Origin of the sequence: Pseudomonas argentinensis, assembly GCF_001839655.2 — a bacterium.
In the GTDB taxonomy this organism is placed as follows: Bacteria; Pseudomonadota; Gammaproteobacteria; order Pseudomonadales; family Pseudomonadaceae; genus Aquipseudomonas; species Aquipseudomonas argentinensis_B.
Window position 1 is genome coordinate 4,993,386 of sequence record NZ_CP056087.1, and the last position, 12,441, is coordinate 5,005,826.

Genomic DNA, 12,441 nt, shown 5'->3' on the forward strand with positions numbered 1-12,441 from the left:
AGGGCAGCCTAAGCTGCCCTTCTTGTTATTCGCTCGGATCAGAGCGAGCCCTGCTCCGCCAGGGCCACGGCCTTGAACATGGCGCGGCGTTTGTTGAGGGTTTCTTCCCATTCCAATGCAGGCACCGAGTCGGCGACGATGCCGGCGCCGGCCTGCACGTGCAGCTCGCCGTCCTTGATCACCGCGGTGCGGATGGCAATGGCGGTGTCCATATTGCCGTTCCAGGCGTAGTAACCGACCGCGCCGCCGTAGACGCCGCGCTTGACCGGCTCCAGCTCGTCGATGATTTCCATGGCACGGATCTTCGGCGCACCGGACAGGGTGCCGGCCGGCAGGATGGCGCGCAGGGCGTCCATCGAGGTCAGGCCCTGCTTCAGCTCGCCGGTGACGTTGGAAACGATGTGCATGACGTTGGAATAGCGCTCGATGACCATCTTCTCGGTCAGCTTCACCGAGCCGATCTCCGAGACGCGGCCGGTGTCGTTGCGGCCCAGGTCGATCAGCATCAGGTGCTCGGCGACTTCCTTGGCATCGGCCAGCAGGTCTTCTTCCAGCGCCAGGTCCTGCTCCTCGGTGGCACCACGCGGGCGGGTGCCGGCGATGGGCCGCACGGTGACCAGGTTGTCCTCGACGCGCACCAGCACTTCGGGCGACGAGCCGACCACGTGGAAATCGCCGAAGTTGAAGAAGTACATGTACGGCGTCGGGTTGATACAGCGCAGCGCACGGTACAGGTCGATGGGCGCGGCCTTGAAGGGGATCGACATGCGCTGGGAAATCACCACCTGCATGCAGTCGCCGGCCAGGATGTAATCCTTGATGGCATCCACCGAGCGCTCGTAATCCTCGCGACTGAAGCTGGAGCGGAACGCCGGCTCTTCGCCCGCCGGCTTGTTCAGATCCACGCCCAGGCGCGGCGTGAACGGCTGACGCAGCTTGTGCAGGATGTCCTGCAACTGCTGCTGACCACGGGCGAACGCATCGGCTTCGGCCGGGTCGGCCAGCACGATGGCGTGCATCTTGCCGGCCAGGTTGTCGAACACCACCACCGCATCGGATACGTTGAGCAGGATGTCCGGCGTGCCCAGCGCGTCGGGGTTCACCCCGGCGGCCAGCTTGGGCTCGACGTAACGCACGCTGTCGTAGGCGAAATAACCGACCAGGCCGCCATTGAAGCGCGGCAGACCGGCAATGGTCGGCACCCGGTAACGGGCCTTGAACGCCTCGACGAAGGCCAGCGGGTCGGCACAGTCATGGCGCTCGACTTCCACGCCATCGGTGGTGATCACCACCTCGTGGCCGTGCACGCGCAGCACGGTGCGCGCCGGCAGGCCGATGATCGAGTAGCGGCCCCATTTTTCGCCGCCCTGCACCGATTCGAGCAGGTAGGAGTTGGGTGCGTCGGCCAGTTTCAGGTAGATCGACAGCGGCGTGTCGAAGTCGGCGATGGTTTCGCAGGCGAGCGGAATGCGGTTATAGCCTTCGGCGGCCAAACGCAGGAATTCTTCGTGGATCATGATCAGCCTCGTGGCGTGAGAAATCGGTCAGGTGCAAACGGGCCGCTCATGGCGGCGGAGACTGTCAGGCGCGCCAGCGCCAACGGGCCAGGGCCTTGATGACTTTCATCCAGAGTTTGCAGCTAACCACCACGGTGCGATCTCGACAGGCGGGGAATAAGGAGAGCGGCCAAGGTAGCAGTTGCGAGCGCCAGGCTGCAAGCGCCAGGCTAGGGTGGCTCGCGCACTACACGCTCGAGCCTTTGCTTTTCGCCTTTGCCTGTCGCCTGTCGCCTACCGCTGCTCAAAGCAGCTCGGCGAGGCTGTCGACCACCAGCTGCGGCTCCTCATCGGCCACCGGGCGACCGTGGTTGTAGCCGTAGCTGACCGCCACGCAGGGTACGCCGGCGGCACGGGCCGCCAGCACGTCGCTGCGTGAATCGCCGACGAACAGCGACTGCTCCTTGGTCACCCCAGCCAGGCGCATCACCTGCAGCAGGGCGGCCGGGTCGGGCTTCTGCTGCGGCAGGGTATCGCCGCCGATGATCCAGCGAAAGTAACCGCCGAGGCCGACCTGCTCCAGCAGCGGCGCGACGAAACGCTCCGGTTTGTTGGTGACCACCGCCAGCTCGACGGCGGCGGTGCTCAGGGCTTCCAGCAGTTCATGCACGCCCGGGTACAGGGTGATCAGGTCGTGGCAGTCGGCATAGATATCGAGAAAGCGCGCCAGGGCGATCTCCGTCTCGGCATCACTGACCTCGGCGTGGTCGATGTCGTCGGCCAGGGCACGGCGCACCAGCACGCGGGCACCATTGCCCACCCACTTGCGCACCTTCTCGACACCGGCAGCCGGCCGCCCCAGTTCGCCCAGCATACGGTCGACGGCGGTGGCCAGGTCCGGCACCGAGTCGACCAGGGTACCGTCCAGGTCGAACATCACCAGGCGCGGCAGCTCATCGCCGCACAGCGCACGCAGCGGTTTCATCCACGCACCTGGGCCAGCTCGGCGCGCATGGCGTCGATCACGGCTTTGTAGTCCGGCTGATTGAAGATGGCCGAGCCGGCGACGAAAGTATCGGCGCCCGCTTCGGCGATCTCACGGATGTTCTGCACGTTCACCCCGCCGTCGATTTCCAGGCGGATCTCGCGACCGCTGGCGTCGATCAGCGCGCGGGCTTCACGCAGCTTGTCGAGGGTGCCGGGAATGAACTTCTGCCCGCCGAAACCGGGGTTGACGCTCATCAAGAGGATCATGTCGACCTTGTCCATCACGTACTTGAGCACGTCCAGCGGGGTGGCCGGGTTGAACACCAGGCCGGCCTTGGCGCCGCCGGCCTTGATCAGCTGCAGGCTGCGGTCGACGTGCTCGCTGGCTTCCGGGTGGAAGGTGATGTACGAAGCGCCGGCCTCGATGAAGTCGCCGATGATGCGATCCACCGGCTTGACCATCAGGTGCGCGTCGATGGGCGCGGTGATGCCGTACTTGCGCAGCGCCGAGCAGACCATCGGGCCGATGGTCAGGTTGGGCACGTAGTGGTTGTCCATGACATCGAAATGCACGATGTCCGCCCCGGCGGCGAGTACGTTGTCGACTTCCTCACCCAGGCGGGCAAAGTCGGCGGAAAGGATCGACGGGGCGATGGCGAAGGGTTGCATGGCGCACCTCTGAGTGCTGGGTCACGGTGGCGCGCATTGTAGCGGCTCGATCATCATCTGGCAGCGTCGCCTGACGGCGGCGCGCGCAAAATGCCTCAGCCTGGCACTCCGCAGCCTGCGCTTGAGCGCAGCGAAACCCAGGGCATTCCCGGGTGTCGCTGCGCTCGCCCGGGGATCACTCGCCCGGCGGCAGATCCTTGGTAAAGGTCTGGTCGTTCTCGCCGCGGAACATCTGCGCGCCGTAGATCAGCGCGCACAGGCCGACACCGATGGCGAAGGCCCAGCCAGCACCCTTGATCGCCAGCACCGCGCCGATCACCCCGGCGATGCCCAGGTCGCGCTGGCTGCGCGCTTCCATGATGCCCAGGCGTACGCTGACGTAGCCCTGGATCAGCAGGGTCAGCGCCAGCGCCACGCCGAGGATCGGCTGCAATAGGGTGACCACTGGCAGCAGCAACAGGCCGGTGTTGGTGCCCCAGCGGAACGAGCCGACGCCACCGTAGATGGACTTCATCGCCTGGGCGCCGCCCTTGAAGCGCTCGGTGATCACCACCTGCATGGCCGACCACTGGGGGCCGCACATGGCCACGTCCGGGCCGAGGATGCTCATCAGGGCGTTGCGTCCGCCAAAGATCAGGTGCGAACGGTTGGGGTTGAAGTCGACCTTCTCGTCACTGCGGATATGGTCGGCCTCGGAGAGGATCGCCCTGGCGCCCAGCACGTCGCCGAACACCACCAGGTAGGCGGCGAACACGGTGGGAATGGCGGTGACGAACATCATCAGCGGCGGCATGCCGAGCCCGAACACGGTGTACTCGTTCCACAGGGTGACGAAGTCCGGCTTGCTGATGCCCCACTCGATGTTCGGCCACGGCGCCTCGCCGAAGATCGGTGCGACGAACACGGCCAGCAGGATGATCGGGAAGATGCCCAGCTTGGCGAAGTTCCACCAGAAGCGGCTGCGCTTCTTCAGTTGCTGGAAGTGCAGGGAGAACACCAGGTAGAAGGCGATGCCGACCGCGATGGAAATGGTCCAGGGGAAGGCGTCGAAACGCCCGCCTTCCTTGAACACGGTGACCACCGCACTGAGGCCGGCGCCCATGATGATGCCGGCCTTGAGCGCTGAGGGCACCAGGGACACCACCTTGCGCGCCATGCCGGTCATGCCCAGGCCGATGGAAAATATCCCCAGCATCAACTGGAAGGCGATCAGCGCATGCACCCGCTCCGGTCCCTCAGGGAACTGGCTGCAGTAGGCCATCAGCAGGGGGATCGCCGGGGTGATCCAGCCCGGCACCACCGGATCGCCCAGCAGGTGGTGGGTCAGGTACAGCAGGCCGTTGAGCATGACCACCGCCAGCGCTACCTCGAAGGGCATGCCGAGGAATTCGGTCATCAGCGGGATCGCCGCCAGGTCCACCGCGCACATGAGCAGGCCCTGCATGTAGTCGGAGAGCTCGAAGCGGTAATGAATGAAAGGCAGACGTACCTTGAACGGCCCCAGCGGCCAGTACGGGGCTTCGACGCCCAGGTCTTGTTGATGTGGTTCGGACATGTGAATCACCAATCTTATTAGAGTTGTAAGCAGCGAGCCCCGGACGGGCATCTCTAAAAACTACCTTCGTTGCCATCACGGTACGTTTTTACAGGTGCGCGGACATGGCCGGGGCTGTTGGTCAGCGGTTGTGAAACGGGATCAGTAGGCGGCGCGGTAGATCTGCTCGATATCGCCGGCGGTCAGGCGCCGCGGGTTGTTGCGCATCAGGCGGTCGATCTTGCTGGCCTCCTCGGCCATGGCCGGGATGGCGTCCTCGGGCACGTTGAAACTGCGCATGCCCTTGGGAATGTCGACGCTGGCGCACAGCTCGGCCATGGCCTCGACGGCCAGGTCGGCGGCGGCCTTGTCGCTCAGGCCATGAGTCTGCACTCCCAGGGCGGTGGCGATCTCGGCCATGCGCTCGATGCAGGCCAGCTTGTTCCAGGCCATCACGTAGGGCAGCAGCAGGGCGTTGCTGACGCCATGGGCGATGTTGAAGCGCCCGCCCAAAGGGTAGGCCAGGGCGTGCACGGCGCCGACCCCGGCGTTGCCGAAGGCCATGCCGGCCATCAGGCTGGCGGTGGCCATGTCTTCACGCGCCTTGAGGTCGGCCGGGTTGGCGTAGGCCTTGGGCAGCGCCTTGGCGATCAGCTTGATGGCGCCGATGGCCAGGGCGTCGGTGATCGGCGAGGCATTCACCGACAGGTAGGATTCCACCGCGTGCACCAGGGCATCGACGCCACTGGCAGCGGTCACACTGCGCGGACAGGTCAGGGTCATCACCGGGCTGACCAGGGCCACGTCGGGCAGCAGATGGTCGCTGACGATGCCCTTTTTCAGCTGCGCCTGCTTGTCCGAGAGGATCGACACGTTGGTCACTTCCGAGCCGGTGCCGGCGGTGGTCGGGATGGCGATCAACGGCGGGCCCTTACGCTTGATCTGATCGACGCCGAACAGCTCTTCCAGCGCACCGTCATGACCGACGTAGCCGGCCACCGCCTTGGCGATGTCGATGGCGCTGCCGCCACCGACGCCGATCAGGCCATCATGGCCGCCGTCGCGATAGACCTTGGCGCAAGCCTCGACGATGGCGATCTCCGGCTCCGGCTCCACCCCATCGAAAATGCCGTAGGCACGCTCGCCAAGCTGCTCGAGCACGTGATCCACGGTGCCGGACTGGATCAGGATGGCGTCGGTGACGATCAGCGGGTTGTGGACCTCAAGGCGGGACAGCTCGTGTGCCAGTTGCTCCACGGCGCCTTGGCCGGTGAGCAGCTTGTTGGCGATCTTGAAGGCAGCGATACTCATCATCAGGGCCCTTTTATGCATTGTAAAAACTGGACGGGTTCGGGCCTGTCTTAGCGAGTCCTGTGCCAGTTGAACGAAACCCTTGCGGTACAAGGGCTGCGTCGATCCGACACAGGTGTGGAGCGGTCAGCTGCGAACAGGAAATGGATCAGAAAAGCCTGTTTGATCCATTTTCCAATCAGCCCTGCTCCCAGCGCTTCATCTTCTGCACCAGGGTCGCCTGGCTGAGGCCGAGGGCCTTGGCGGCCGCGCGGGTGGTCTTGTGCTGCACCAGGGCGTTGCGGATCAGCCGCCGCTCGAGCTGCTCGACCTGCTTGCGCAGCGGCAGGCTTTCACTGCCCGCATCCGACGCAGACAGGCGCATCTCCTCGGGCAGGTCGAACAGTTCCACGGCCTCGCCGCTACAGGTGACCACCAGCCGCTCGACCAGGTTGATCAGCTCGCGGATATTGCCGGGCCAGGGGTAATCGGTGAGTGCATCGAGGGCTTCCAGCTCCCAGGTCAGTTCCCGCCCGTAGCGAGCGTTGAACTCGGCCAGGTAGAAATCGAGCAGCGGCTGGATCTCGTCCGGCCGCTCGCGCAGCGCGGGGATATGGATCGGCACCACGTTGAGACGGTAATAGAGGTCGGCGCGAAAGCGCCCCTCGGCGACCATCTGGCGCAGGTCGTGGTGAGTGGCGGTGATGATGCGCACATCCACTTCCTTGAGCTCCAGGCCGCCCACGGGAATGAAGCGACTCTCCTCGATCACCTTGAGCAGCTTGACCTGCAGAGGCAACGGCAGGTCGCCGATCTCGTCGAGAAACACCGTGCCGTGGTGGGCGAGCTCCAGCAGGCCGCGCTTGCCCTTGCTGCCGGCGCCGGTAAAGGCGCCCGCCACGTAGCCGAACAGCTCGGCCTCGATCAGGTTCTCCGGCAGTGCGCCGCAGTTGAGCGCCAGGAACGGCTGGGCCGCGCGCGGGCTGCGCTTGTGGATGTACTGGGCGATCAGCGTCTTGCCGACGCCGGTTTCGCCCTGCAGCAGCACCTTCACGTCACTGGCGGCCACCTGCCGGGCCTGGGCGAAGATGCGCCCGGAGGCCGGGTGATTGGCCACCGGCGAGGCATGGAGCAGGTCACCGCGCTGGCCGGCGTGCAGTTTCGCGGTGCTGCTGCGCAGCTCCTTGAGTTGCTGCAGCTCGTCACGCTCGTGCTTGATGCGCAACAGCTCGGTCATGTCGCGCACCGTGCTGACCACGTAGCGCACCTGGCCGGCGCTATCGAGAATCGGCGTGCCACTGACCAGCAGGCGCTTGCCCTGGCTGACGCTCTGCATCAGCGACAGCGCCCTGCCCTCCTTGAGCACCCGCAACGAAACCGACTGGGAGATCACCCCCTGCTCGACCAGTGCCTGCATGTGCTGGCCGACCACATCCTCGCTGCGCAGGCCGGTCAGCCTTTCGTAAGCGCCGTTGACCTTGAGGGTAATGCCATCGGCGTCGGTGATATAGACGCCGTCATGCAGCGCATCGAGCAACTCGCAAAAACTGGGGTCGTCGAAATCCATGAGCTTTCCAGGTACGGGCAGAAGACCTGGCAGTGTACTCGCAGACGCGAGAGGCATAACAAAGGGCGGGCAGCGAGTCGGGTCATCGCCGGCAATGACGGCGATAAAAAACCGCCGCAACCCGAGGGGCGGCGGCGGTTACGGCTACGCCGTGAAAGCGCTTATTCGTTGACCTGGGTACGCAGCTTCTCGCTGCGCCCGCGCAGCCATTCCAGAGTCAGCAGTAGCAGGATCGAGAAGCCGATCAACAGGGTCGCCGCAGCGGCGATGGTGGGGCTGAGATTCTCGCGGATGCCGCTGAACATCTGCCGCGGCAAGGTGACCTGCTCCGGGCCGGCGAGGAACAGGGTCACCACCACCTCATCGAACGAGGTGGCGAAGGCGAACAGTGCGCCGGAGATCACGCCCGGCGCGATCAGCGGCAGGGTCACCCGGCGGAACGCGGTAATCGGCGAGGCGCCGAGGCTGGCTGCGGCGCGCACCAGGTTGTAGTTGAAGCCCTGCAGGGTCGCCGACACGGTGATGATCACGAAGGGCACGCCCAGCACCGCGTGTACCACGATCAGCGACAGGTAGCCGTTGGCCAGGCCCAGCGGCGCGAAGAACAGGTAGCTGGCAACGCCGACGATCACCACCGGCACCACCATGGGCGAGATCAGCAGGCTCATCACCAGCGCCTTGCCGCGAAACTCCGAGCGGGTCAGGCCAATGGCCGCCAGGGTGCCGAGGATCATCGCCAGCACGGTCGCCGCCGGGGCGATGATCATGCTGTTCTTCAGCGCGCGCATCCAACCGGCGGAGCCGAAGAAGTCCTCGTACCAGCGCAGCGAGAACCCTTGCATCGGGTAGATCAGGAAGGTGCCGGAGTTGAACGACAGCGGCACGATGACCAGGATCGGCAGCACCAGAAACAGCAGCACCAGGCCGCAGAGCAGGCGCAGGCCGTAGTACCAGGCGCGCTCGACGGGAGACATATAGGGACTCAACATTTCTCAATCTCCTTCCGTAAGCAGGTCGCTGAAAAACTACCTGCGTTGCCGCTACTTCGTTGAACCATCCTCAAAATGCTCATGTACAAAAGTACACTCAGCTTTTTCGTCTGGTTCGCCTCGTAGCGGCTGCCTCGCTAACGTTTTTCAATCGCCTGCTAACCCAGACGCAACCGACCCGCACCCACCAACCAGCTGTACACCACATAGAGCAGCAGCGTGGCGACCAGCAGCAAGCCGCCCAGCGCAGTGGCCATGCCCCAGTTGATGGTGGTGTTGGTGTAGAAGGCGACGAAGTAGCTGACCATCTGGTCGCTCGGGCTGCCGAGCAGCGCCGGCGTGATGTAGTAGCCGATGGACAGGATGAACACCAGCAGGCAACCGGCGCCGACGCCGGCCAGGGTCTGCGGGAAATACACCCGCCAGAAGCTGGCGAACGGGTGGCAGCCCAGGGAGATCGCGGCGCGCATATAGGTCGGCGAGATGCCCTTCATGACGCTGTAGATCGGCAGGATCATGAATGGCAGCATGATGTGCACCATGGAGATGTATACGCCGGTGCGGTTGAACACCAGTTCCAGCGGCTGGTCGATGACGCCGATCTTGATCAGCGCCGAGTTGATCAGCCCGCCCGACTGCAGCAGTACGATCCAGGCCGCCACACGCACCAGGATCGAGGTCCAGAACGGCAGCAGCACCATGATCATCAGCAGGTTGCCCTGGCGGGTCGGCAGGTTGGCCAGCAGATACGCCAGCGGATAGGCCAGCGCCAGGCAGATGGCGGTGATCACCGCGCCCATCCAGAAGGTGCGGGCGAAGATGTCGAGATAAATGGCCTGGTCCGGGGTGGTCTTGACCACAGCGCCGGCGTCGTCAACACGATGATCCAGGGCGGCGAGCAGGTAGTAGGACGTCCAGGAACTGCTGTTGCGGCGAATCACCTGCCAGTAAGCCGGGTCGCCCCAACGCTCGTCGAAGGACTCCAGCGCCTCCTTGTAAGAGGCAGGTTCGGCCTCGAACGGCAGCGCGCGGCCGGTCTTGGCCAGCAGGCTGCGGTAGCCGGCCAGCTCCATGTTCAGGCGCTTGGACAGGTCGCCCAGCTTCTGCTGTTCACGGGCGTCGGCCAGGTCCAGGGCCAGCGCCTTGTAGACGGGTTCTTCGGGCAGGCCGCGGCCGTCCCAGCTGTCGATGGCCTCGACGGTGCGCGGCAGCGAGCCGACCACGTCCGGGTTATCCACGCTGCGGTTGAGCAGCGCCACGATCGGCACCAGAAAGGTGAACACGAGAAACAGCACCAGCGGCAGGATCAGGGCCTGGGATTTCAGGCGATTCATCCGCTCGGCGCGCGCCAGGCGCTGCTTGAGCGTGGGGCCGGCGACCTCGGCATTGGGCACTGCTAGGGCCATGGGGATAACTCCGGTGAAACAGATAAGGAATTCGGGGTACAGCCAGAGCGCCCATCACAGGCGCTCCTTGCAGCGTCTGAAAGCAGGTGCTTTCAGGCTTATTACGCCGAGCCGTTACTTGGCAGCCCAAGAGTTGAAACGCTGCTCCAGTACTTCGCCGAAGTCGGCCCAGAAGGCCACGTCCATGGCCACCTGATTGGCGATGTTCTGCGGGGCAGTGGGCAGGTCGGCAGCGACCTTGGCGTCGAGCAGGTCGACGGCTTTCGGGTTCACCGGGCCGTAGGCGATGTTTTCGGAATAGGTTTTCTGGTTTTCTGCCTGCAGGGTGAAGGCGATGAACTTCATGGCCTCATCCTTGTTCTTGGCGCCCTTGGGGATGGCCCAGGCGTCGAAGTCGTAGATGCCACCGTCCCACACCACTTTCAGGCTGCTGCCCTCCTTCTGGGTGGCGGCAATGCGGCCGTTGTAGGCCGAGCTCATGACCACGTCACCGGAGGCGAGGTACTGCGGCGGCTGGGCGCCGGCTTCCCACCACTGGATGTACGGCTTGAGTTCGTCGAGTTTCTTGAAGGCGCGCTCCTGGCCGTCCTTGCTCGCCAGCACCTTGTAGACGTCCGCAGGCTTGACGCCGTCGGCCATCAGGGCGAACTCGAGGGTGTACTTGGCGCCCTTGCGCAGGCCGCGCTTGCCCGGGAATTTCTTCACGTCCCAGAAATCCGCCCAGCCGGTCGGCGCGGTGCTCAGCTTGTCGGCGTTGTAGGCCATGACAGTGGACCAGACGAAGAAGCCGACGCCGCACATCGAGGCGGCGCCCGGTACCAGGGCACTCTTGTCACCGACTACGGCGTAGTCGATCTCTTCGAACAGGTCTTCGTCGCAACCACGGGCCAGCTCGGGGGACTCCACCTCGACCAGGTCCCAGGACACGCTGTTGGTGTCGACCATGGCTTTGACCTTGGCCATTTCACCGTTGTACTCGCCGGCGATGATCCTGCCGTTACCGGCCGCTTCCCACGGCTGGTAGTAGGCCTTGACCTGGGCATCTTTGTTGGCGCCACCGAAGTTGATGACGGTGAGGTCTGCAGCCTGAACCTGTGCAGCGCAAACCAGGCCCAGTGTCAGCGCGGAAAGGGAGAATAGCTTCGACATTTTTATGTTGGCTCCAAGTGCTGTGGTAAAGCGCAAAACGCCGATCATTCCGCCGACAGCGGATCGAGGGCGCGAACGTGCTCGACCTGCCAGCCGAGCGGGATCACATCACCGACCGCGAGCGCGGGGTCGAGCTCGGCGATCGGTTGCTTGACGAAGAAGTCGGTCTTGCCACAGACCTCCAGGCGCACGCGCACGTGGTCGCCCAGGTAGATGAATTCCGAAACGCGCCCGGAAAAGCGGTTGTCGCAGCCCTCGGCCGCGGCATTCAGACGAATGCGCTCCGGGCGGATCGACAGGCTGACCGCATCGCCCGGCTGGCCGACATTGACGGCCAGGGCCTGGACCTTCTCGCCACGCGCCAGCTGCACGGTGCAGGTGTCGCCTGCGCGCTCGACCAGCTCGCCGGCGAAGCGGTTGTTCTCGCCGATGAACTGGGCCACGAAGGTGTTGCGCGGCGACTCGTAGAGTTCCCGCGGCGGTGCGATCTGCTGGATCTCGCCCTGGTGGAACACGGCGACGCGATCGGACATGGTCAGCGCCTCGCTCTGGTCGTGGGTCACGTAGACCACGGTCACGCCCAGGCGCTGGTGGATGTGCTTGATCTCCATCTGCATGTGCTCGCGCAATTGCTTGTCGAGCGCACCCAGCGGCTCGTCCATCAGTACCAGTTGCGGCTCGAACACCAGGGCGCGAGCCAGCGCCACGCGCTGCTGCTGGCCGCCGGAGAGCTGCGCCGGGTAGCGGCCGGCGAAGGCGTCCAGCTGCACCATGGACAGCGAGCGTTTGACCTTCTCGCCCACGTCGGCCTTGCTCATGCCGCGCACGCTGAGCGGGAAGGCCAGGTTCTCGGCCACGGTCATGTGCGGGAACAGCGCATAGTTCTGGAACACCATGCCGATGTCGCGCTTGTGCGGCGGTACGTTGTTCAGGCGCTTGCCGGCCAGGGTGATCTCACCGGCGGTGGGCGTCTCGAAGCCGGCCAGCATCATCAGGCTGGTGGTCTTGCCGGAGCCGGAGGGCCCGAGCAGGGTCAGGAACTCGCCCTTGCGAATATCCAGGTTGAGATCTTTGACGATCAGGTTCTCGCCGTCGTAGCTCTTTTGCACGCCACGAAAGCTGACCAGGATGTCGCTCGAAGAAGTGTCGCCCATCACCGCACCTGCCTGTTGTTCTACCGTGAGCCAAGACTAGAACCGGCATTGGAGGATGAAAATCGGGCGTAATGACACTTTGCTATAAGGCAGGCGGAAAGGTGCTTGTAGGGCGATCCCTACAGCGATGTCGCGTTTGGATAAGTATCGGCGTGACGATGACGACGCCATGCTGCGTCGCGCGGCAGATGATGTCGCGG

9 protein-coding genes and 1 pseudogene are annotated in these 12,441 nt (G+C 64.5%); all 10 read right to left on the reverse strand.

The features are described 5' to 3' along the window. Positions 1–38: 38 nt before the first annotated feature. The 10 genes and pseudogenes from trpE to SA190iCDA_RS22790 all read right to left on the reverse strand — a co-directional run bounded on the left by trpE (position 39) and on the right by SA190iCDA_RS22790 (position 12,241). Positions 39–1,517 (reverse strand): anthranilate synthase component I, encoded by a 1,479-nt coding sequence (trpE, locus tag SA190iCDA_RS22740; RefSeq protein ID WP_070886144.1) that lies wholly within the window; start codon positions 1,515–1,517, stop codon positions 39–41. Between the two features lie 64 nt (positions 1,518–1,581). After that, positions 1,582–2,481, reverse strand: a pseudogene (locus tag SA190iCDA_RS22750) (phosphoglycolate phosphatase). Continuing rightward, positions 2,478–3,152 carry a ribulose-phosphate 3-epimerase gene (gene rpe, locus SA190iCDA_RS22755; RefSeq protein ID WP_070886142.1) on the reverse strand — a complete coding sequence of 225 codons (675 nt, stop codon included), beginning with the start codon at positions 3,150–3,152 and terminating at the stop codon, positions 2,478–2,480. Before rpe ends, SA190iCDA_RS22750 begins: the two are co-directional and overlap by 4 nt. Before the next feature lie 175 nt (positions 3,153–3,327). Continuing rightward, positions 3,328–4,707 carry a hypothetical protein gene (locus SA190iCDA_RS22760; RefSeq protein ID WP_070886141.1) on the reverse strand — a complete coding sequence of 460 codons (1,380 nt, stop codon included), beginning with the start codon at positions 4,705–4,707 and terminating at the stop codon, positions 3,328–3,330. A 141-nt stretch (positions 4,708–4,848) separates the two neighbouring features. Then, positions 4,849–5,997 carry an iron-containing alcohol dehydrogenase gene (locus tag SA190iCDA_RS22765; RefSeq protein ID WP_070886207.1) on the reverse strand — a complete coding sequence of 383 codons (1,149 nt, stop codon included), beginning with the start codon at positions 5,995–5,997 and terminating at the stop codon, positions 4,849–4,851. Between the two features lie 178 nt (positions 5,998–6,175). Continuing rightward, on the reverse strand, positions 6,176–7,543 hold the full coding sequence (locus tag SA190iCDA_RS22770) for a sigma-54 interaction domain-containing protein (protein WP_070886140.1): 1,368 nt from the start codon (positions 7,541–7,543) through the stop codon (positions 6,176–6,178). A gap of 161 nt (positions 7,544–7,704) precedes the next feature. Continuing rightward, positions 7,705–8,532 carry an ABC transporter permease gene (locus SA190iCDA_RS22775; RefSeq protein ID WP_070886139.1) on the reverse strand — a complete coding sequence of 276 codons (828 nt, stop codon included), beginning with the start codon at positions 8,530–8,532 and terminating at the stop codon, positions 7,705–7,707. Between the two features lie 158 nt (positions 8,533–8,690). Further along, a complete protein-coding gene (locus tag SA190iCDA_RS22780) occupies positions 8,691–9,938 on the reverse strand; it encodes an ABC transporter permease (RefSeq protein WP_070886138.1) in 1,248 nt (415 codons plus the stop codon). 114 nt (positions 9,939–10,052) lie between these two features. Continuing rightward, a complete protein-coding gene (locus tag SA190iCDA_RS22785) occupies positions 10,053–11,087 on the reverse strand; it encodes an ABC transporter substrate-binding protein (protein ID WP_070886137.1) in 1,035 nt (344 codons plus the stop codon). Between the two features lie 44 nt (positions 11,088–11,131). Further along, positions 11,132–12,241, reverse strand: coding sequence for an ABC transporter ATP-binding protein (locus tag SA190iCDA_RS22790; protein ID WP_070886136.1), 1,110 nt, complete (start codon positions 12,239–12,241; stop codon positions 11,132–11,134). Between the last annotated feature and the right edge of the window lie 200 nt (positions 12,242–12,441).

Coding starts and splice junctions, on each gene's coding strand:
- rpe (WP_070886142.1), bottom strand. CDS start 3,152: ATGCAACCCTTCGCCATCGCCCCGTCGATCCTTTCCGCCGACTTTGCC.
- SA190iCDA_RS22765 (WP_070886207.1), bottom strand. CDS start 5,997: ATGAGTATCGCTGCCTTCAAGATCGCCAACAAGCTGCTCACCGGCCAA.
- SA190iCDA_RS22770 (WP_070886140.1), bottom strand. CDS start 7,543: ATGGATTTCGACGACCCCAGTTTTTGCGAGTTGCTCGATGCGCTGCAT.
- SA190iCDA_RS22760 (WP_070886141.1), bottom strand. CDS start 4,707: ATGTCCGAACCACATCAACAAGACCTGGGCGTCGAAGCCCCGTACTGG.
- SA190iCDA_RS22780 (WP_070886138.1), bottom strand. CDS start 9,938: ATGGCCCTAGCAGTGCCCAATGCCGAGGTCGCCGGCCCCACGCTCAAG.
- SA190iCDA_RS22790 (WP_070886136.1), bottom strand. CDS start 12,241: ATGGGCGACACTTCTTCGAGCGACATCCTGGTCAGCTTTCGTGGCGTG.
- SA190iCDA_RS22785 (WP_070886137.1), bottom strand. CDS start 11,087: ATGTCGAAGCTATTCTCCCTTTCCGCGCTGACACTGGGCCTGGTTTGC.
- trpE (WP_070886144.1), bottom strand. CDS start 1,517: ATGATCCACGAAGAATTCCTGCGTTTGGCCGCCGAAGGCTATAACCGC.
- SA190iCDA_RS22775 (WP_070886139.1), bottom strand. CDS start 8,532: ATGTTGAGTCCCTATATGTCTCCCGTCGAGCGCGCCTGGTACTACGGC.